Genomic DNA, 19539 nt, shown 5'->3' with positions numbered 1-19539 from the left:
TAGTGTGGTTGAGATGAATGTGATTCCCCGCCCGGAGTCTAGCATGGGCGGGCGCGGCGCCAAGCCGGGCGGCGGCGCTCAGTAGACCAGCTGCGCGGGCGTGCACTGGATCGACTGCACCTGCACATCGGTGCGGCCAAGCTCCAGCCCCAGCAGGCTGGCCAGGGTGCCGCTCAGCAGTGCGCCCACGCTGTTCAACACCGGCTTCAGCGCGGCCAGCACCGGGGTCAGTACCGCGCACAGCAGGCCACTGCAGTTGACGGCGTTGCCCGGCGTGGTCACGCCGCCGCCGGCGTACTGGTCCAGGAAACCGGCCGGGGCGGTCTGGATGTAAGCGGCCAGGTTGTTGCGGACGCAGCCGTTGTAGTTCACCAGATTGCTGATCAGGCTGTCGCAGCGGTTGATCAGCAGCCCGCCCAGCAGCGAACCCAGCACGCCGTCGAGCACGCCCAGGCCCTGGCCGGTGACGGTGGTGCGGTAGCCATCCCACACCGGGCCATCCTTGCGGCACGTGGTGAGGTACAGCGGCGGGCAGGCGTAGGGCACGCCCTGGGTGACGGTCCAGGTGCCCAGCGGGTTCAATTGGCGGCTGGCATCGCCGTCGCGCAGCAGTGGAATCACCTTGTCCACGTCGTAGCGTCCGCCGGTGGGGTGCGCAGCGGCCAGGTAGCGGTCGGCCAGCGCCTTGGCGGTATCGCTGGAACTCATGCCCTGCTGCGGGCTCTGCAGCATGCCCGACAGCACGCGCAGCAGCTCGTTGACCAGATCGGACACCGCCGTGCCCACCGCCAACGGGTTGATCCGGGTGGAACCGGTCTGCCCGGCGGCCAGGGTGAGATCCTGTTGCGCGGTCAGCGCCGGCAGGGTGATGCGGTCATTGATCAGCGGCTGACCCAGCAGGGTCAGCAACTGCTCGTTCTGCAGGGTGGCATCGCAGACGTTCTGTTTGGAAAAGCGATCGGCCTCGGCAATCCTGCCTACGCAGGCACGCAGCACCGACGAATCCACGCGGATGGTGGCGGTGGGCGGCGCGGCACCGCATTGCAGCGATGTCAGCGTGCCCATCGCATTGGTCACGTCCACGTGCAGCGGCAGCTTCAGGCGGGTGCCCAGCAGGTTCAGCAGCGCGCCCACGGCCGGCACGCGGTTGCTGTCCACGTCCACCATCAGCCGCACCTGCGCGTTGTAGGCGCGCGCGCCAACGCCGCCGATGGCGATGGAGGGGGGCTCGATCACGCCTGCCTTGACCTCGATGCCGACCAGGTTCAACCCGCTGATCTGCACGCCGTTGTTGTCGTTGGCAAAGGAAATGGCGGTGTTCAACAGGTCCAGCACGTTGACCTTCGATTCCAGCGCGCTGCCAATGGTGCCGTCGGGCGAGATGACTTCGGCAAACAGGCCGCCGCCACCGCTTTGGCTGCCCAGCGCGATGTTCAGCTGGTTGATGTCCAGGCCGGTGGACACCAGGCTGGACAGTGCCTGCAGCTGCACGCCGGCGGTGCTGTTGCGGCCCACGACTTCGGCGGTGGCGTTGACCAGCTGCGCCAGCGATACGCGGTTCAACGCCAGCAGGCGATTGAAATCGGCCACGCTCAGATCGGCGGTGACCGGAATGCCCAGCGCCTGCAGCAGGCCCGAAGGCGTAACGCTGACCTGGGCAAGGCCATCGTAGGACAGCACCGTGGCATTGCTCACATCCAGCCCGACCAGGCGCAGGGTGGCCGTCAGCGGCGAATTGCCATTGCTGCGCAGCAGCTGCGAGCCCACGCTGAACACCGCGGTGGGTTCGGCGCGGCGCGCGACTGCCTGGGTGCGCACCGTGGGCAGCGTGTTGTTCTGGCCGAAGAACGGCAGCACGCTGCGTTCGGTGGTCACGCGCACGGCGTTGCGCGGATTGGCTGCATCCACGGTACTGCTGAAGTGGTCCTCGGCGGCGTGGGCGGCATTCCAGTTGCCGCACTGCACCTGCACCTGGCCGGGGAAGCGGTTCTGGTTGACCGCGTTCTGACGTGCCGCGGTGTTGTCACTGTTGTCGGCGCTGCACAGGTCCAGTCGCTGCGCGCCGGCCAACGCTGCCAGGTCGGCCACCTTCTGTGCATCGCGCTTGGCCCAGTACAGGTAGCCCACCTCGATCAGGCCGAGCATGGCCACCAGCGCGATCATCACCAGCATCAGGGTGACCGACATGCCGCCGCGCTGGCGGTTGAAGGTGATGCGGCGTGACCGGTGCATGGCCGACCTCAGCGTGATGAGCTGGAACGGTTGCTGGAACGACCGACGTCAGGATCGAAGAAGTCGGGGATCTCGTGCTCGAAACTCTTCAGGTAGCGCGCATAGCTGGCCGTGGCCTGGTCGCCCAGGATCGGCAGGCGTGCGCCGGCCTGCTGGCCCGATGCCTGCAACTGCAGCAGGTTGCGGACGCTGTCGCCGTGCTGCGGGCGGGTGGTGGTGCTGGCTGGTACGTACGCAGGCGGCGGGGCTGGCGGCGCAGCCGTGGTATCGACCGTGGCCAGCGGCTGCGCGGACTGCACCGTGGGTGCCGGTGTCGTCCGCTCGCCCAGCATCTGTCCGGTCAGGGGGGACTGCGTGGATTGCGCCGATGCGTGCGGCGCCGACAGGGCAACGGCAAGGGTTGCCAGGGGCAGCACGGTGCGCAGCAGGGCGGACAGGGTCATGGGGTTCCCTCGTTGGCAGGGCGGGAGGAGCCGAAGCGTTCCAGCATGGACGGCGGCAGGTGCGCCGGATCGCGGTCGGTGGTGCTGTCGCGCCGGGCTTCCGCTGCCAGCCGCATGCTGCGCGCCGGCGTTGCCGCGGCGGTCGGCGGGGGCGGTGCCACGGCGGCGCTCTGGCGCTGCTGCAGGCGGCTGCGGATCTGCTGTGCCTGCTGCTGGATGCTGCGACGGGTCTCGTCGTTGAGGTTGGCCTGCTGCGCGAGCTGTTCGGCCGTGGCGGTGTCACCGCGCAGCAGCGCCCACAGCGACAGGTTGGCCGTGGCCTTGGCGTTGCCCGGGGTCAGTTCCAGCGCCTTGGCCAGCGGTTCGCGCGCCTGTTCGAACTGCCCGGCGCGCAGGCGTGCATAGCCCAGGTCGCCCAGGTAGTCGGTGTTCAACGGTTGCAGCTGGCTGGCGCGCGCCAGCGCCTGCTCGGCCGCGGCATCATCACCGGCGTGGGCGGCAATCAGGCCCAACCCATGCGCGGCCGCGGCGGCCTGCGCGCCGTTGGCCAGTTGCTGGTAGAGCGCGCTGGCGGCCGCGGTCTGCCCGGTTTCGCGCAGCGCGTCGGCCTGCAGCAGGCGCAGCGCGGGCAGGTCGCCGTAGCGCTGGCGGAACGCATCCACGTGCGCCAGCGAGGCGTACCACGCGCCTTGCTGCTGCATGCGCGAGATCAGTTCCAGATAGGTGTTGCGGCTGTCCTGCGGCGCCGGTGTGGGCTCGGCCAGTGTGGGGGTGTGCAGGTACTTGGCCGTGCTGGACGCACAGCCGCTGGCCAGGGTGGCCAGGGCGAACAGCAGCAGGGCAGGGCGTGCAGCAGGCATGGACGTCATCCCATCTTCGACATGGTGGTGGCCAGCGCGACCAGCGCCGGGCCGGAAAGCACCAGCATCAGCGCTGGCAGCAGGGTCAGCATCATCACCACGGTCATCTTCACCGACAGCTTGCCGACCTTCTCTTTCAGGGTATTGCGGCGCTGCTCGCGCAGGCGCAGGCTGAACTGCTTCAACGGCTCCTGTACCGCGCCGCCGTGGGCATGCACCTGCAGGATCAGCTGCACAAGGCTGGACAGATCGTCATCGCCATACACTTCATTCAAGCGGCGCAGTGACTGCGCGCGGCTGCGGCCGTGGGTGTAGGCCACGTTGGCTTCCTGCAGTTCGCCGCCCAGCACCGGCAGTGCGTCGCGCAGCTTGTCGCCCAGGGTCTGCAGGCTCTGGTCCATGCTGAAACCCACGCCCTGCAGCAGGCGCAGCAGGTCGATCAGCAGCGGCAGTTCGTTGTGCACGGCGCGCTGGCGGCGCTTCACCCAGGCGCCCAGCACGAACTTGGGCAGCAGCAGGCCGGCGGCCAGTGCGCCGACCACCACCATCACCTTGGCCAGCCCATGCGCATCGCTGAGTGCGATCGCCAGTGCGACCACCACCGCAGCCAGCAGCAGGCGCAGGCCCAGGTAGATGGCCGTGCCGCGGCGGGTGTTCCAGCCGGCCAGATCCAGCAGCAGGCGGTCTTCGCTGGCCAGCAGTGCGGCTTCCAGGCGGCCGCCGCTCAGTTGCCGGCCCAGGCGTTCCAGCCAGCCCAGCGAATCGCGGCGGGTCGCTTCGGTCTCGGCATCACGGGGCTGCAGGGCGGTCTTCAGCGTGGCCTCACCACGTGCCTCGCGCTGCCCGCGCACCCAGCCCCCCAGGCCGAGCAGGGCGATGCCGGCGGCCAGCAGCAACAGCGCGCACATCCACCAGGTGTTGGCGCTCATGGTTCACCCGCGCTGGCAGCAAGTGCGGTCATAGCGATTTGGCCAGTCGGTACAGCAGGAAGGCGCCCACCAGTTCCAGGCCGACGGCCAGCGCCAGGATCTTGTGGCCCAGCGGGTGGTGCAGGATCGGCTGGAAGAAATCCGGGCTGGAAATGGCCATCAGCACGGCACTGGCCGGCGGCAGCAGGCCCAGCACCCAGGCCGACATGCGCGTTTCCGACGTGGTCGCCGCCAACTCCTGCTGTGCCTGTTCCAGATCGCGCATGAAGTCGCCCAGACGTTGCAGGATCTGGTCCGAACGCCCGCCGATACGCACGCTCACCCCGATCACCACCGCCAGCACTTTCAGCACGTCCATGCGGTAGGGCTGCGCGGCCAGTGACAGGGCGCGGTCCAGTTCCATGCCGCCGCGCGCGTAGCGCACCGTGGTGTCCAGCAGCTCGCGCAGGGGCGCGGCGGTCTGCGTGCTGGCCACCTGGAAGGCAGCCTGCAGGCTGTTGCCCAAGGCGGTCAGGCGCACCAGGTTGTCCAGGAAATCCGGCAGCTGATGCAGCAGCTTGGCCTGCAGCTTGCCGATGCGCCGCAGCAGCCACAGCCAGCAGCCGATCAGGTACAGGCCCAGGGTGAGCGGGAACATCCACGCGGTGCCCAGCCGCGCCACTGCGATGGCCGACAGCACCAGACCGGGCACCAGCAGCAGCACCGGCAGTTTCCAGCCGGGCTGCAGGCCGGCCCGCTGCAGCAGTGGGTCCCAGGGCAGCGTCCGCCGGTTGCTGGCGGCAGCGGCCACGGGCGCGGGTGCGGCGCGGCCGCTGTCGGCGACCGGGCTGCCGGCGCCGCGGGCCAGCTGCTGTTCGGCATGCTGCAGCGAGGCCTGCCGCTGCTCGCGGCTGTGCGCGCTGCTCCACAGCCAGGCGGCCAAGCCCAGCAGCACCGAGACAATGCTCAACACCATCAGCAGCACGCCCGTGCCCATGCTTACAGGTCTCCGTACAGTGAATCGCGCAACTGCTGGCGGAAGGGCTCCAGCTTGTGCGAGTGCGGGTGGAAACCCAGCCCGATCCAGCGGTCGGTTTCGCGCCCGCTGCCGTCGACCTGCACCTCGTGGCGGAACATTTCCTGGGTGGTGATCAGGTTGTCGCTTACCCCGGTGATTTCGGTGATCGAGACCAGTACGCGGCGGCCGCTGCCCAGCCGCGAGATCTGCACGATGAAGTCGATGGCGCTGGCGATCTGCCGGCGCAGGCTGTCTTCGCTGCCCTGGAAGCCGGCGAAACCGGCCAGCATCTCGATGCGGTACAGGCAATCGCGCGGGGTGTTGGCGTGGATGGTGGCCATCGAGCCATCGTGGCCGGTGTTCATGGCCTGCAGCATTTCCAGCACTTCGGCACCACGCACTTCGCCCACCACGATGCGGTCCGGGCGCATGCGCAGGCTGTTGCGCACCAGGTCGCGGATGCTGATCGCACCGTGGCCGTCGGCACCGCCGATGCGGCTTTCCAGGCGCACCACGTGCGGGTGGTTCAAGGACAGTTCGGCGGTGTCTTCCACGGTGATCACCCGCTCGTTGGCCGGGATGTAGCTGGCCAGTGCGTTCAGCAGCGAGGTCTTGCCCGAACTCGTGCCGCCGGACACCAGGATGTTGCAGCGCCCCAGCACCATGGCTTTCAGCAGGGCCTGCATCGGCGCATCGAAGGTGCCCTTGGCCAGCAGTTCGTCCGGGGTGAACGGGTCCTTGCGGAACTTGCGGATGGAGACCATCGGGCCGTCCACCGCCAACGGCGCGATGATGGCGTTCAGGCGGCCGCCGTTGGGCAGGCGCGCATCCACCATCGGGTTGGAATCGTCCAGGCGGCGGCCCAGCGGGGCCAGGATGCGGCGCAGGATGCGCAGCAGGTGGGTATCGTCGGTGAAGCGCTGGGTGGCGCGCTTGAGCTGCCCGCCCTGCGAGACATGCACATCCTTGAAGCCGTTGATCAGGATGTCTTCGATGGTCGGGTCATGCAGCAGATCGTCCAGGGGTCCGAAGCCGGTCAACTCCTTCACCAGGCCTTCGGCCACCACCTGCATTTCTTCTTCATTGATGGGAATGCGCCATTCCTGGATGAAGCTGACCGTCTGCACCTGCACCCATCGGGCGATGGTGTCCGGCGCCCAGGAATCGATGTCGATGCGCTCGTCTTCAATGCTGTTGAGCAGGTGTTCGTGCGCGGCCGACAGCACCTTCTGGTACTGCTCGGTCTGCGCGAACGGCAGTACGCCCGGGGCCGCGTCGGGGGCGCTGGCACGGGCGAGGGCGTTCGGGAACAGGGTTACTTTGTCTTCCATTGCGATCCACCCAGGGCAAGGGCAAGTCTTTCCCGCAGGCCGTGCGGCTGCACCGGGCAGGCAGCAGGGTCCAGGCGCTGGACCAGCGGGGCGAGGGCGCGCAGGTACGGGTCGCGCGGGGCGTCCTGCAGCAGCAGATGGCCGTGGCTGGCTGCGGTGCGTACGCGCGAGCGTTCGGGCAGCGTGGCCAGCAGGGGCAGTTCGAAGCGTCGCGCAATCTGTTCCGGGCTCATGCCGGCGCTGTCGTCATGGCGGTTGATGACCAGCTGCAGGCGTTTTTCGCGGTCACGCTGACCGGAAAGATGCTTCAGCGCGTGGTCCAGCGACACCAGGGTGGCGATGGACGCATCGGCGATCAACCAGATCTCGTCGGCCTGTTCCAGCAGCAGCGGCGGCAGTTGCCGCAGCGGGCAGCCGCCGGCATCGCACAGCACGCTGGCAAACACCCCGCGCAGGCGCTGCAGCAGGGCGCCGGGATCGGAGGGCGGCACCGCGTCGCTGCCGCTGGCGCGATCCAGCAGCACCAGGCCGCTGGTATGGCGCGCCATGGCCGTGCGCGCCAGCGTGGCATCGATGCGGCTGGCGTTGCGCAGGGCGTCTTCGTAGTGGAAACGGCTGTCCAGGTTCAGATACAGAGCCAGGTCGCCGGCCGGCTGCGCCAGCTCCAGCAGCAGGCCGTCCTGTGGGTGTGCTTCGCCCTGCGCCAGCAGATGGGTCTGCTGGGCCAGCACCGAAAGATGCGCGGCCAGTGTGCTGGTGCCCACGCCGGCGCGCACGCCCAGCAGCACGATCAGCCGTGCCTTCTGCGCCTGCTGCGGGGCGGCCGCCGTACGTGGCGAGAGCGCGCGCCGCAGCGCGGCTTCGATACCCGCGTTGTCGCTGTCCAGGTCCAGCACGTCGCGCAGCCCCGCGCGCAACGCCAGCACCACCCCTTCCACCTGACCGGCACTGGTCGAACCCACGGCCACCAGCACCAGCTCCGGCTGGGTCTGCTGCAGTTGCTGGGCCAGCACGGTGGACGCCGACGCATGCTCGGGCCGGAAGTCGAGTAGCACCAGATTCTGCTGCCCGCGTTGCAGGTCCTGCGCGGAGGTCGGCTGGGTACTGTCCTGCCAATGCAGCGCCGTGCCCGGCGGCAGCTTTGCGGCCAGGCGCGGCAGCAGATCGCGGTCCATGCCATACAGGACCAGGTTCATCGGCGGTCCGGCGGGATGCAGCGGCTGTGCGGTGGCATAGGGCATGGGGGTGTCCTTGCAGTGGCCGGTCAGCGCGAGAAGCCCGGTACCGGGTCGCGACTGATCGGGCCCAGCAGCCAGGCGCCCCATTCGGGCAGGTTCGGGCGTGCTTCCTGTTCGCCGGGCAGCGCCAGTTCGGTGTCGCGCGCCAGCGGTTGCACCAGGCGCGGGGTCACGATGATCACCAGTTCCTTGTCCTGGCGCTTGTAGTCGAAGTTGCGGAAGAACGAACCGATGATCGGCAGGTCGCCCAGCAGCGGAATCTTGTTCACCGTCGATGCCACGCTGGAACTGACCAGGCCGCCGATCACGAAGCTCTCGCCATCGCCCAGTTCCACCGTGGTATCGGCGCGGCGGGTGGTGATGGAAGGGATCTGCACGCCATCGAGCGCGATCGCGTTGCTGTAGTCCAGGTCGCTGGCTTCGGGTGCGACCTTCAGCGCAATGCGGTTCGGTGCCAGCACCGTGGGGGTGACGGTCAGGCCGATGCCGAAGGGCTTGTAGGTGATGGTGGTGGTGCCCAGGCCCTGCGGTTCCAGGATCGGCAGTTCGCCGCCGGCCAGGAAGCTGGCGCTCTGCCCGGAAAGCGCCACCAGCGTGGGTTCGGCCAATACGCGGGCCATGCCGTTGGCCTGCAGCAGGTCCACGTCGGCATTCCAGCGGTGCTTGGTGGAACCGAACACCAGGCGGAACGCGGAGGACAGCGGCGAATCATCCTCGTTGGCGCTGCCGCCTTCTTCCATGCCCGGCAGCAAGCCGGTGTCGCCGGGCAGGCGCCCGCCAGGGCGGGCGATGCCATAGGCGAACGAGCCATTCTTGTTCTGGAAGTTGATGCCGATCTGCTTCAGCGCGGTCTTGTTGAATTCCACCACCTTCACTTCCACCTGTACCACGCCGCCGCTGGCAATGGTGGAGGCATCGGCCAGCAGGCCGTCCTTGCCCAGCGCCATGGCGGCGGTCTTCTGCGCCTGCATGTGCGACAGCACGCTGTCGGTGCTTCCCTGCAGCAGGCCCTGCTGGTCCTGCTGGGTGAACGAAAGTCCGCTGTCGGCGGCGCCCGCAGCGCCCTGCACCGCGCTCTGCACGCGCACCTGCACGCGCTGCGGTTCGGCGCGCGCGCGGTGCCACAGCAGCAGCGTGGTGCTGCCCGGCGCCTTGCCGACCAGCAGGGCCTGGCGCTGCCCACGCAGCATCACGATGTCGGCCACGCCGGGGTCGGCAATGGCGACCCGTTCCAGATCGGCGGGCAGGGTCCACGGGCGCTGCTCACGTGCCTGCAGCACCAGATCGTCGGCAGCCAAGCTGGTGGCAGGCGCCAGCACCACCAGCAGCAGGGCCAGCCAGCGCTGGTGCAGTGATCGGGCAATGCAGTGGCGGCGTTGGGTCATGGAGGCTCCGGAATCCGGTCAGAGGGAACCGCGGGGCGCAGCGCTGTCGCCGCGGATGATTTCGATGCCGGCCGGGCGCGGCGCAGTGCGGCGCGGCGCGCTGGCACGTGCAGTGGGTGCGGCGGGGGCGCGTTCGGTCAGGCCCTTGCCGGCCAGTGCTTCGCCGTCCAGGCCGGCAAAGGCATTGTTCTCGGGGCGCTGCAGCGCCGCCTGCTGTTCGGCGTCCAGGCCGCGCACGGGATCGAGCACGCCCTTGGCCGGCGCGAACAGCGCCACATCGGGCAGGCCGGTGTCGGCCGGATTGCGCAGGGCCAGGAACAGCTTGCCCTGCTGCGCGCCCAGCAGCAGCCGGTTTGCTTCGGCGACCGGCACGGCCAGCACGGCGCTGCGCGCCGGTTGGGTGGCTTCGGCGCTGCCCTTGCTGGTGCTGCTGGAACTGCCGGCGCCGGTGATGTCGGCCGCGCGCGGGTCGTTGTCGGCGGGCGTGGTCGCCGCCGCTTCCGCCGCAACCGGAACGATGTCCTGCTGGCCGTAGCTCAACACCCGCAACCGCGACAGCAGCAGGCGGGTCTGCGCCACGTCCTGTGTGCCATTGATCGCATTGTTGTTGCTGCGCAGGTTCATGAAGACATCGACGAAATCGCCGGGAAGAATGCGGTTGCCGGCGCCGACCAGTTCATCCACCGGCACCGCCAGCGCGCGCTCGCCAGGCCGCAGCTGCAGCGAGAACCCCTGCGCCAGCAGCCCCTGGCTGATCGCGCTGCCTTCGGCGATGTCCTGCACCGGCACCTTGCCGACCACCGCCGCCAGGTCCGTGGGGGCGCCGGGTACCGGCTGGGTGCGCTGGGCCAGGCGTACGCCGGCCGCTGTGATCGGCTCACCGGCGGGCAGACGGGCAATGGCTTCCACCACGGTAATGGTGGCGGCGCCGGGCTGGCTGGCAATCGGTGCGGCGGCCGGCGCGGTGGCGGGCGTGCGGCCCACAACGAAGGCGACCAGGGCCAGCAGCACGGCCAATGCGATCAGCGCGATGGCGGCGATGCGGGTCAGCTTCAACATGATTCGCCTCTCCTGGTACGTGGGTCAGTTGCTGCCCAGATCGAGCTGGGCCACGGCACTGCTGCGGATCGGATCGCCCATCACCCAGCCGTACAGCGTGCCGGTGCCGGGCAGGAAGGGGTGGGCGGCATAGTCATAGCTGACCGTGACCGTCACGCATTGCGCGCTGGCCAGGCCGTTGCATGCGGCCAAGGGGGAGACGACGATGGCGCCGCTGCCGCCAGCGCTGCAATCCGGCTCCTGGCTGGAAAACTGCAGCAGCCACTGCATCGAGCGGCGTGCTGCAGTACAGGCGGCCACCCGGCGCTCGTTCGCGCTGGCATAGCGCAGCGATGCGCGTGCGCCTTCGGCCGACGCCGTTGCCAGCGTCTGCTGCGCGGCCATGATCATCACCCCGGAAAAGGTGAACATCAGCAGCGGGATCAGCCCGAGCATCAGCATCAGCGCGAATTCAATCGTGGCAGCGCCGTGTTGCCGGCGTGGCGCGCAGCGCTTCATGCGGCGCCTCCATAGGTGGTGACCAGAAGCCAGCCGATGGCCGCCAGGGCCAGATAGCTCGCGTAGGGCGTGCCCGTACGGCCCTGTCGAGCCTGCTGCATGTCGCGCAGGGCAGGGTGGGCCTGCCAGTGCTGCGCCTGCAGCGTTGCCGGCAGTCGCGGTGCCAGCAGCCGCGAGGCCACGACGATGCCAGCGTGCAGTCCCGCGGCCAGACTGGCGACGATCCAGACCGGCAACAGCGCCTGCCAGCCCAGCAGCAACCCCAGCACCGCGAAGAACTTCACATCGCCGGCGCCCATCATGCGCAGCAGATGGAACGGTAGCAGCGCCAACAAACCCAGTACCGCGCCCAGCAGGTGCGCCGCCAGCGGTTGCGGCGTGGCGGTCAGCTGGCTGGCCAGCAACCACGGCAGCGCCAGCACGCACGCCGCCAGCAGCCAGGCGTTGGGCACCCGACGGGCGTACAGGTCGCTGATCGCAACCCGCAGGCACAGTCCAATGGCCAGCAGTCCCAGCAGTGTCATCACGCACCCTCGTCGTCCATTACCCGCTTGTTCCGTCTGCCCCGGGCGCGGCATCGCGGTGCGATACCGGCACCGGGCCGGCGGCAGCTGCGCGATCGGTCAGCTGCCGGTGCCGCCGCTGGCCGAGCCGGCTGCGTTGGTCACCACGTTCTTGAGTGTGGTGAACAGCGTTTCGAAGAAATCGCGGATCTGGTCGTTGCCGACCGCCACCAGGATCCCGGCGATCACGGCGGCCAGCAGGCCGTATTCCAGCGCGGTAACGCCGTCTTCTTCTTTCAGGAACTTCTTGATGGAAGCGTTCATGACGGTGATCTCCCTCTACCTGTCAGATGGTGTTGCAGGGCACTGCATGGGTGGTGGCCCGGCTCCGCCGGGATCAACCCTGGGCCTTCGCCGTCCTGGCGGAGGAGGCCGGGCGGATGGTTCCGCCTGGCGCGTCTGCGAAGATCCGGCTCCCGGGGGACGGCATCGGCGCATACGCGCGCGCAGCCGGCCGGTCATGGCCGTCGTGCGTGCCTGTCGTTCTGCTGCGCATGTCCATCGTGTTCCCCCTGGGTGCGGCCGCTGCTGCAACGCCGGATCACCGTGCTATCGACTTTGCCTGAACGAGGGTGGGCTGCAACCGGAACCTATATGCAAATTCGGCAGATCCGGAATAATCATGAAGATTTCAGGCCGCTTTTGTGATCGATATCCGTTGGCTGCCACAACGATTCACGAAAGTGCAGGTTGCGTGATTATGTGATGGCTGCATGCGAAAACTGTGCCATAACCCTGTTTATATTCAGGAATGAACGCGTTGGCCGCAACGAAAGTGTGATCTGTTTACGGACACCGATTATCGGGCATACTCCCATTCAAGGTTATGCGGTTTCCGATGGGCGGTATCTGTGAAGGCCGCCGTCGGCATGCACCAGGAGGTTCGTGGAGGCAGTACGCGCCCTGTAAGGCAGTGGGGGCGGTGCTGCGCGGCAAACCAACAGGGGAAGACACTGTCATGGTCGATGGTGGGGTGGCGGACGGCGCCGACAGCGGGCTCAGGTCAATCGACCTGGCCACACTCAGCGGTGTGCTGCGGGTGTGCGACGTGGAACTGCTGCTGCTGGATGGCAACGGTCCGCGCGCGGCATTCGCTTCGCGGGTGCACGAAGAAGCCTTGTTCTGCAGTCTGCACTGCGGCTTCCATTGCCGTGGCCGGTTCATGCTGCCACCGGACTGGGCCATGCTGGGGTATCTGCACACCACTGATGACACGCTCAGCTGGTGCCACGGCGTGCCGCTGGCGCCGGGCATGGCATTGACCATTCTTCCCGAAGGCATCAGCGAATTCACCCTGAGCCCCGGCACTCAGATGACCCTGATGCTGGTGCCGGTGGAGCGCGTGCAGCGCAAGCTGGCCGAGCTGAGCCTGCGCAGCACGCCGCCGGCGGGGCAGGCGCTTTCGTTGATCAACCTGGGCGCCGATGAACTGCCGCTGGCCCGGCATTATCACCAGCTGCACCAGCAGCTGGGCCAGGGCGGGGTGCTGCAGGCCGAAGAAACCGAGCGCCTGCTGCATGAGCACGTGCAGGCGCTGCTGGCCACCGGCCCCGGTGATCGCCCCGGGTGCAGCCGTGCGCGCCGCACCCATTACCTGATCGCGCAGCGCGCCGAGAACTTCATGCGGCTCAACCTGCGTCGCAATATATATATGAATGAAATCTGCGACGCCGCCGGGGTCAGCGAGCGCGGCCTGCGTTACGCGTTCGAGGATCTGTTTGGCACCTCGCCCAACCGCTACCTGTCGATGCTGCGGCTGTGCGCGGCCTGCCGCAGCCTGTCCATGGCCGATTCCAGTCGGCGTTCGGTGAAGGCCATCGCCCTGAGCTGCGGGCTGTGGGATCTTTCGCGGTTTGCAGATAATTACCGCAAGGTATTTGGCGAACTGCCGCGCGACACGCTGATGCGCGCACCGGCACAGATCGGCCAACCGGCCTGAGTTACTCCCTGCGTTGCTGAATACCCGGTTCTGCCGGTTTTGCATATCCGGCTGCCGAATCTGGCCGTCGTTTTGCCGGAATGCGCGATTGCCGTGCCGGAATGAAGTGCCCCGTGCGCGCGGAAAGGCGCGAAATGTCAGTCACCTGCCTTGCGGCACTCCACTGACTTTCAAGCTGTACGCCTACGGGGGAATTGCTCATGAACCGCATCTACCGACGCGTCTGGAACCGCCAGCTCAATGCCATGGTGGTCGCTTCGGAACTGGCCACCGGTGATAACGCCGGCGCCACCCTGCACGACGCGCGCAGCGCGATGCCGGCACCGAGCCTGCTCGCCCTGGCGCTGCTGTGCGTATTGGCCAGCGGTACAGCGCACGCGACCGAAAGCAACCAGTCGCTGCGTGACCTGCAGGCGCTGGCAGCCAAGTACACGCAGACGATGCCGGTGAAGGTCGATGCCGAAGTGGCGTTGGCGGCACGGGCGGCGCAGGCCAACACCGCAACCAATGCCGATGCGCGCGTTGCGCTGCAACTGAACACCGGCGCGCTGCCGATCGTGCGCAACGTGCTGCCGGCCAAGGTCAACGTGACGCTGGCTGCGCCGGCGCAGTCGGCACCGGCGCTGGGCGCCCAGCTCAACGCATCGGTCGCACTGGGCGGCAGCGAAGCGGTCGCGCTGGATACGGGCGTGACCGCCGCACTGCAGCCTTCGGCGCAGGCGCCGCTGGCGGCAACGGTGCAGGCCAACGCGAAGGCGAACGTCGGCGTGGGCGGTCACACGGTGGCCGCGGTCGACGCCGCGCCCCGCGTCACTGTGGGTGGCAGCGTTGACCCGGCCGGGCTGAAGGCGGCGGTGGATGGCAAGGTGGGTGCCAAGCTGGCGGTCATCGGCCAGCGCATCGAAGGCGATGCCGATGTGGCCGCAACCGCTGCGGTCACCCTGCCGGCCAAGGAAGAAACCCCGGGGGATACCGACGACCGCGCGATCACCGCCGCCTTCGATACCGGCGTGGCGGGCAACGTGCGCGTGCAGGGCCTGGATGGCCAGCCGGTGGTGGCCGACCGCAACCTCAAGCTGGCCGCCAACGCGACCGCCACCGCCCAGACCTCCGCGCTCGGCCTGGGCGGCCTGTTGAACGGCGTCGGTTCGGCGCTGGGCGGGGTGGGCGACGCGGTGGGAAGCCTGCTCAATGGCGATTTGAACGGAACGGTCGGCAACCTGACCGGCGCCGTGGGTGGTTTGGTCGGTGGGGCGGTCGGCGGCCTGGGCCTGTCCTCGCCGTCGCCCATTGCCGCCAGCACCGGCAAGGCGCCGGTCGCCGGCGATCCCAACGCTGGGCTGATCATCGGCAACGGCGGCGTGGTTGGCGGCTTGAGCGCGCTGATCGGCCCGACCACCAACGGCCTCTTTGGCGGCGATGGCTACCTGAGCAACGGCAACCTGCGGGTCAGCACCGCCAACGTCATGCAGACCTATTCGGCGGTCAACGCACTGGGTATTCCGCTGGTCAACGCCTCGCCGGTGGGCAGCACGCTGAACGGCCTGGGCGGTGCGGTCACTGGCGGCAATTCGCATCTGACCCTGATCGGTGGGGTGACCTCCGACAGCTACATCTACAACATCAACAACGGCAATCCCGGCGGCCTGCTGGGCCTGCTGCTGCCCTCCGATTCGCCCGAATGGGCCGGCAAGTGCCTGGACATCGGCCTGGCCGACATCTCCTGCTGGGCGGTCAATGCCGCGCAGGACTACCAGGTGTTGATGGGTGACGGCGCCTACGCCAACGGCTCGCGCGAAGTGGTGATCGGCGCCAATGCCCGCCACGAACTGCCGCAGGTCGATGCCAACGTGGCCTTCCCCGGCAACGGCACCAATGACCCCAGCAATCCCACCGGCGTGCCCACCGCCGACTACGCCGCGCGCATGGGCCATTCGGTCATCGTCGGCGACAGCGCAGTCGGCACCGCGAACGGACAGACCCTGTTGGGTGCCGAAGCGACCTCCAACCAGGCCAATTCGGTTGCACTGGGCTTCCGCTCGGCCGCGGTGCGCGGCGCCCAGGCCAGCTACAGCGCCTACGGCCTGACCACCGCGCAGGTGTCGGCCGGCGAAGTGTCAGTGGGCAGCGCCAACGGCGGCGAACGCCAGATCACCAACGTGGCCGCCGGTAGTGCCACCACCGATGCGGTGAACGTGGCCCAGCTGCAGGGCGCCATCTCGCAGATCCAGGCAGTGGGCGATGCGGCGGTCACCTACGATCTGGACGGTGCCGGCGATCCGATCTACACCCGCGTCACCCTGGGCAATGGCACCGGCGCCACCACGGTGGCCAACCTGGCCGCCGGCGCGATCAATGCCGGCAGTACCGAAGCAGTGAATGGCGCGCAGCTCTACGCCAGCAACGATGCCATCGCGCGCTTCTTCGGCGGCCAGGCCGCGTTTGATCCGGCCACCAGTGCCTTCACTGCGCCGCTGTTCCAGATCAGCACGATCGGCAGCGACGGCGCGATCGCGCAGGGCCTGTATGACAACGCCACCGACGCCTTCGATGCCGTGGATGGCTCGCTGGTCAATCTCAACACGCAGATCACCGATATCCGCAACGGCGGCACCAAGTACCTGCGGGTCAATTCCACCGGTGTGGAAGCCCTCGCAGCAGGGGCCGATTCGATTGCGGTGGGCAGCAATGCGCAGGCGGCCGCTGCGAACAGCATCGCCGTCGGTGCCGACAGCCTGGCCGACCGTGACAACACGGTGTCGGTGGGCGCGGCCGGTGCAGAGCGGCAGATCACCAATGTTGCCGCGGCCACGGCGGCCACCGATGCGGTGAACCTGTCGCAGCTGCAGGCTTCGGAAGAGGGCGCGCTGCGCTATGACCTCAATGGCGATGGCAGCGTGAACTATGCCAGCGCCACCCTGGGCCAGACAGGCACCGCCACCACGCTGCGCAATCTGGGCCCTGGCCAGCTGAGTGCGGCCAGCACCGAGGCGATCAATGGCGCGCAGCTGTTCGCGGCCAACCAGACCCTGGCCACCCACCTGGGCGGCGGCGCCACGGTGGATGCCAGCGGTGTGGTGCTGGCGCCCACCTACACCCTGAACAACGTGGCCGCCGATGGCTCGCTCAGCCAGGGTAGCTACAACGACGTCGGTACCGCGTTCGATGCGGTGAGCGTCTCGCTGGCCAACGTGGCCGAGCAGAGCGACGAGCTGGACGCACGCGCGGTGAAGTACGACGTGGACGGCAGCGGCAACGTGGTCGATTCGATCAGCCTGCGCGGTACCGGCGGCGCGCCGGTGAAAGTGACCAACGTGGCCGCCGGCAGCATCCTGGCCGGCAGCAGCGATGCCATCACCGGCGACCAGCTGTTCGCCACCCACACCACGGTGGCCAGCTATTTCGGCGGCAGTACCACCTACGACGGCAACACCGGCCTGTGGGTGGCGCCCAGCTTCCGCATCTCCTCCATCGCCACCGATGGCACGCTCATCCAGAACGACTACAGCAACGTCACCGCCGCGTTCTCCGCCGTGGATGGTTCGCTGCAGGTGCTCAACCAGCGCATCAGCAGCGGCGGCAGCAGCCCGTATCTGGCGGTCAACTCCACCGCCGCCGCCGCGACCGCCGCTGGCGCCGAAGCGCTGGCGCTGGGCCCGCAGGCCAGTGCGGCCGGTGCCGGCAGCGTGGCGGTGGGCAACGGGGCCAGTGCCAGCGCCGACAACAGCGTGGCCCTGGGCAGCGGCGCGGTGGCCAGCGTGGGCGCGCAGAGCGGCTACACCGGCGCCTATGGCCAGACCGGTGCCAGCAACTCGGCCGGCGAAGTGTCGGTGGGCAGCACCGGCAGCGAACGCAAGGTGACCCACGTGGCCGATGGTTCGGACACCTACGATGCGGTGAACGTGGGCCAGTTGAACAACGGAGTGACCTACGCCATCGACCAGTCCAAGGCCTACACCGACCAGAAGATCCAGAACATCACCAACGTGGCAGGCAGCTTCCGCGCCAACAACAGCAACAACCTGGCCGATCCGGCCGCCACCGGCGCCAATTCCGCCGCTGGTGGTGCCGGTTCGGTGGCGGCCGGGGCCAACTCCACCGCACTTGGCAACGGCGCCCAGGCGCAAGCCGATAATGCCGTGTCGCTGGGCGCCGGTTCGGTGGCCGACCGTGCCAACACGGTGTCGGTCGGCGCGGCCGGCGCAGAACGCCAGGTGGTGAACGTGGCCGACGGCAGCGCCGCCACCGATGCGGTGAACGTGCGCCAGCTGCAGGCCTCTCAGCAGGGCAACATCCGCTACGACACCACCACCAACGGTGCCACCAACTACAACAGCGTCACCCTGGGCAGTACCAGCAGCGGCCCGACCACGGTGCGCAACGTGGCCGCCGGCACGGCCGGAACCGATGCGGTGAACGTGGACCAGCTGAAGTCGGGCATGGCGCAGACCCTGGACTGGTCCAAGGCCTATACCGATGAGCGCATGGGCGGTTTCGAGCGCAACCTGCGCAAGACCGACAGCCGTGCCTCGGCAGGCGTGGCCTCGGCCATGGCCACCGCTTCGCTGCCGCAGCCCAGCGAAGCGGGCCGCAACATGGCCTCGTTCGCAGCTGGCAGCTACAACGGCGAATCGGGTGTGGCGGTCGGTATCTCCGGTGTCTCCGAAGGCGGGCGCTGGATCTACAAGTTCAGCGGTTCCACCAACAGCCGCGGCGAAGCCGGCGTGGCCGTCGGTGCCGGCATCCAGTGGTGAAGCACGCCGCCGGGGCGCCAACGCATCCCGGCGGCGCTGTTCCGTACAACAGGGGGAAGCACATGAAACTGCATCGCATCCTGCAATCGCGCCGCATCGTCGCCTGGCTTGTGCTGTTGCTGGTGGCCGGCCTGCTGGCCGCCTGCCGCAGCCACGCACCGGCAGGCGATGGCCCGGCCGAAGCCAGCGTGGTGTTCCCGGAGGCGCGCAAGGCCTCGCTGAAGGAAGGCATCTACCCGGACATCGCCGATCTGCGCCGGTTCGCGCCGGGCATGAGCAAGCGCCAGCTGTACACCCTGCTGGGCACGCCGCACTTCAACGAGGGCATGTGGGGCGTGCGCCAGTGGAACTACCTGTTCAACTTCCGCACCGCGCAGGGCGCCAAATACTTCACCTGCCAGTTCCAGGTGCGCTTCGATGACAAGGGCATTGCCCAGGGCGGTTACTGGAAGCCCGAATCCTGCGCCGCCGTGCTCGACCCGCCGCGTCCGCCGCCGCCGCCGCCGGCCGCCGCGTTGCCAGAACAACCGCTGCATCTGTCCGCCGATGCGCTGTTTGCCTTCGACAGCGCCGCCCTGAGCGCCAACGGGCAGCAGGTGGTGCAGGGCGTGCTGGGGCAGGTGCGTGAAGCCAGCCAGGTGCAGTCCATCCAGGTGGTGGGCTACACCGACCGCATCGGCAGCGCCGCGTATAACCAGCACCTGTCGCAACGGCGCGCCGAGGCCGTGCGCAGTGCGCTGGTCCAGGGCGGGGTCCCTGGCACCAGCATCCGTGCGGAAGGACGCGGCGCTGCCGACCCCCTGGTGCAGTGCGCGCAGCGCGATCGCGCCCAGCTGATCGCATGCCTGGCGCCGAACCGGCGCGTGCAGATCGCCGGTGTGGCGCAGCCGCATTGACAGCCTTGCCAGCGGCGGTGCGTTGTTCGGCGTGTTTTCCCCCTGGTCTACCGGCGGGCAGGGCTACGTCTCCCCCGTCACCCTGCCTGCCGGTGGTCCAGGCTTTACCCGGTGCCCACGATGAATGCCCAATTCCTGCCCCTGCGCATGAAGACCGATGAAACGCTGACGGTGTACGGGCCGCTGGGCAACCATGCGGTGGTGCGCATCCCCGGCCGCCGCCTGCCCGGATTGATCGTGCAGGCCGATACGGTGCTGGGCTTCCTGACCCAGCTGCAGGAAGCCCAGGCCAGCCTGCGCAGTGGCCGGGCGCAGCGCGCAGATGCCGAACTGGACATGCTGGTGGACCTGCTGCAGCAGTGGCAGGCGCTGATCGAATCGCGCCTGGCCGACGCCGGCGAGGCGTTGTAGCCTC

Annotated in this window: 16 protein-coding genes; 4 read left to right on the top strand and 12 right to left on the bottom strand. The window is 68.5% G+C overall.

Going from position 1 to position 19539, the window contains the following annotated elements:
* Positions 1-78: 78 nt before the first annotated feature.
* The 12 genes from C1933_RS11140 to C1933_RS11085 form a co-directional block, all read right to left on the bottom strand.
* Positions 79-2232, bottom strand: coding sequence for a TadG family pilus assembly protein (locus tag C1933_RS11140; RefSeq protein WP_108753315.1), 2154 nt, complete (start codon positions 2230-2232; stop codon positions 79-81).
* 8 nt (positions 2233-2240) lie between these two features.
* On the bottom strand, positions 2241-2675 hold the full coding sequence (locus C1933_RS11135; protein WP_108753314.1) for a DUF3613 domain-containing protein: 435 nt from the start codon (positions 2673-2675) through the stop codon (positions 2241-2243).
* A complete protein-coding gene (locus C1933_RS11130; RefSeq protein ID WP_108753313.1) occupies positions 2672-3535 on the bottom strand; it encodes a Flp pilus assembly protein TadD in 864 nt (287 codons plus the stop codon). Before C1933_RS11130 ends, C1933_RS11135 begins: the two co-directional genes overlap by 4 nt.
* A 5-nt stretch (positions 3536-3540) precedes the next feature.
* Positions 3541-4464, bottom strand: a complete 924-nt coding sequence (locus tag C1933_RS11125) for a type II secretion system F family protein (RefSeq protein WP_108753312.1) — start codon at positions 4462-4464, stop codon at positions 3541-3543.
* A gap of 28 nt (positions 4465-4492) precedes the next feature.
* Positions 4493-5440, bottom strand: coding sequence for a type II secretion system F family protein (locus tag C1933_RS11120; RefSeq protein ID WP_108753311.1), 948 nt, complete (start codon positions 5438-5440; stop codon positions 4493-4495).
* A gap of 2 nt (positions 5441-5442) precedes the next feature.
* Positions 5443-6792, bottom strand: a complete 1350-nt coding sequence (locus C1933_RS11115) for a CpaF family protein (protein WP_108749836.1) — start codon at positions 6790-6792, stop codon at positions 5443-5445.
* Entirely contained in the window at positions 6777-8033 is a 1257-nt protein-coding gene (locus C1933_RS11110) for a fimbrial protein (RefSeq protein WP_108753310.1), read from the bottom strand. The genes C1933_RS11115 and C1933_RS11110 overlap by 16 nt, the downstream gene beginning before the upstream one ends.
* A gap of 23 nt (positions 8034-8056) precedes the next feature.
* A complete protein-coding gene (locus C1933_RS11105; protein ID WP_108753309.1) occupies positions 8057-9415 on the bottom strand; it encodes a type II and III secretion system protein family protein in 1359 nt (452 codons plus the stop codon).
* Positions 9416-9433: 18 nt separating this feature from the next.
* Positions 9434-10474, bottom strand: coding sequence for a Flp pilus assembly protein CpaB (cpaB, locus tag C1933_RS11100; protein ID WP_108753308.1), 1041 nt, complete (start codon positions 10472-10474; stop codon positions 9434-9436).
* Between the two features lie 24 nt (positions 10475-10498).
* Positions 10499-10972, bottom strand: a complete 474-nt coding sequence (locus C1933_RS11095) for a TadE/TadG family type IV pilus assembly protein (RefSeq protein ID WP_108753307.1) — start codon at positions 10970-10972, stop codon at positions 10499-10501.
* Positions 10969-11496 (bottom strand): A24 family peptidase, encoded by a 528-nt coding sequence (locus tag C1933_RS11090; protein ID WP_108753306.1) that lies wholly within the window; start codon positions 11494-11496, stop codon positions 10969-10971. The genes C1933_RS11095 and C1933_RS11090 overlap by 4 nt, the downstream gene beginning before the upstream one ends.
* Positions 11497-11595: 99 nt before the next feature.
* The gene (locus C1933_RS11085; RefSeq protein WP_108749830.1) at positions 11596-11799 is read right to left on the bottom strand and encodes a Flp family type IVb pilin; all 204 of its coding nucleotides are present in this window, start codon (positions 11797-11799) and stop codon (positions 11596-11598) included.
* A gap of 694 nt (positions 11800-12493) precedes the next feature.
* Here C1933_RS11085 and C1933_RS11075 point away from each other — a divergent pair.
* The 4 genes from C1933_RS11075 (at position 12494) to C1933_RS11060 (ending at position 19535) form a co-directional block, all read left to right on the top strand.
* Positions 12494-13474: a helix-turn-helix domain-containing protein gene (locus C1933_RS11075; protein WP_108753304.1), complete on the top strand. Its 981-nt coding sequence runs from the start codon at positions 12494-12496 to the stop codon at positions 13472-13474.
* A 200-nt stretch (positions 13475-13674) separates the two neighbouring features.
* Positions 13675-18228 (top strand): YadA-like family protein, encoded by a 4554-nt coding sequence (locus tag C1933_RS11070; protein ID WP_108753303.1) that lies wholly within the window; start codon positions 13675-13677, stop codon positions 18226-18228.
* Positions 18229-18290: 62 nt separating this feature from the next.
* Positions 18291-19124 carry an OmpA family protein gene (locus C1933_RS11065; RefSeq protein ID WP_108753302.1) on the top strand — a complete coding sequence of 278 codons (834 nt, stop codon included), beginning with the start codon at positions 18291-18293 and terminating at the stop codon, positions 19122-19124.
* Positions 19125-19244: 120 nt separating this feature from the next.
* Complete coding sequence (locus C1933_RS11060; protein ID WP_108753301.1) at positions 19245-19535, top strand: hypothetical protein; 291 nt, start codon at positions 19245-19247, stop codon at positions 19533-19535.
* Positions 19536-19539 lie beyond the last annotated feature (4 nt).

Origin of the sequence: Stenotrophomonas sp. ZAC14D2_NAIMI4_6, assembly GCF_003086875.1 — a bacterium.
In the GTDB taxonomy this organism is placed as follows: domain Bacteria; phylum Pseudomonadota; class Gammaproteobacteria; order Xanthomonadales; family Xanthomonadaceae; genus Stenotrophomonas.
Note: the sequence above shows the minus strand (reverse complement) of the source record. Positions and strands in the feature narration are given on the sequence as shown.

Excerpts from the sequence above, each read along its gene's own strand:
- C1933_RS11140 (WP_108753315.1), bottom strand. The coding sequence starts at position 2,232 with ATGCACCGGTCACGCCGCATCACCTTCAACCGCCAGCGCGGCGGCATG.
- C1933_RS11135 (WP_108753314.1), bottom strand. The coding sequence starts at position 2,675 with ATGACCCTGTCCGCCCTGCTGCGCACCGTGCTGCCCCTGGCAACCCTT.
- C1933_RS11130 (WP_108753313.1), bottom strand. The coding sequence starts at position 3,535 with ATGCCTGCTGCACGCCCTGCCCTGCTGCTGTTCGCCCTGGCCACCCTG.
- C1933_RS11125 (WP_108753312.1), bottom strand. The coding sequence starts at position 4,464 with ATGAGCGCCAACACCTGGTGGATGTGCGCGCTGTTGCTGCTGGCCGCC.
- C1933_RS11120 (WP_108753311.1), bottom strand. The coding sequence starts at position 5,440 with ATGGGCACGGGCGTGCTGCTGATGGTGTTGAGCATTGTCTCGGTGCTG.
- C1933_RS11115 (WP_108749836.1), bottom strand. The coding sequence starts at position 6,792 with ATGGAAGACAAAGTAACCCTGTTCCCGAACGCCCTCGCCCGTGCCAGC.
- C1933_RS11110 (WP_108753310.1), bottom strand. The coding sequence starts at position 8,033 with ATGCCCTATGCCACCGCACAGCCGCTGCATCCCGCCGGACCGCCGATG.
- C1933_RS11105 (WP_108753309.1), bottom strand. The coding sequence starts at position 9,415 with ATGACCCAACGCCGCCACTGCATTGCCCGATCACTGCACCAGCGCTGG.
- cpaB (WP_108753308.1), bottom strand. The coding sequence starts at position 10,474 with ATGTTGAAGCTGACCCGCATCGCCGCCATCGCGCTGATCGCATTGGCC.
- C1933_RS11095 (WP_108753307.1), bottom strand. The coding sequence starts at position 10,972 with ATGAAGCGCTGCGCGCCACGCCGGCAACACGGCGCTGCCACGATTGAA.
- C1933_RS11090 (WP_108753306.1), bottom strand. The coding sequence starts at position 11,496 with ATGACACTGCTGGGACTGCTGGCCATTGGACTGTGCCTGCGGGTTGCG.
- C1933_RS11085 (WP_108749830.1), bottom strand. The coding sequence starts at position 11,799 with ATGAACGCTTCCATCAAGAAGTTCCTGAAAGAAGAAGACGGCGTTACC.
- C1933_RS11075 (WP_108753304.1), top strand. The coding sequence starts at position 12,494 with ATGGTCGATGGTGGGGTGGCGGACGGCGCCGACAGCGGGCTCAGGTCA.
- C1933_RS11070 (WP_108753303.1), top strand. The coding sequence starts at position 13,675 with ATGAACCGCATCTACCGACGCGTCTGGAACCGCCAGCTCAATGCCATG.
- C1933_RS11065 (WP_108753302.1), top strand. The coding sequence starts at position 18,291 with ATGAAACTGCATCGCATCCTGCAATCGCGCCGCATCGTCGCCTGGCTT.
- C1933_RS11060 (WP_108753301.1), top strand. The coding sequence starts at position 19,245 with ATGAATGCCCAATTCCTGCCCCTGCGCATGAAGACCGATGAAACGCTG.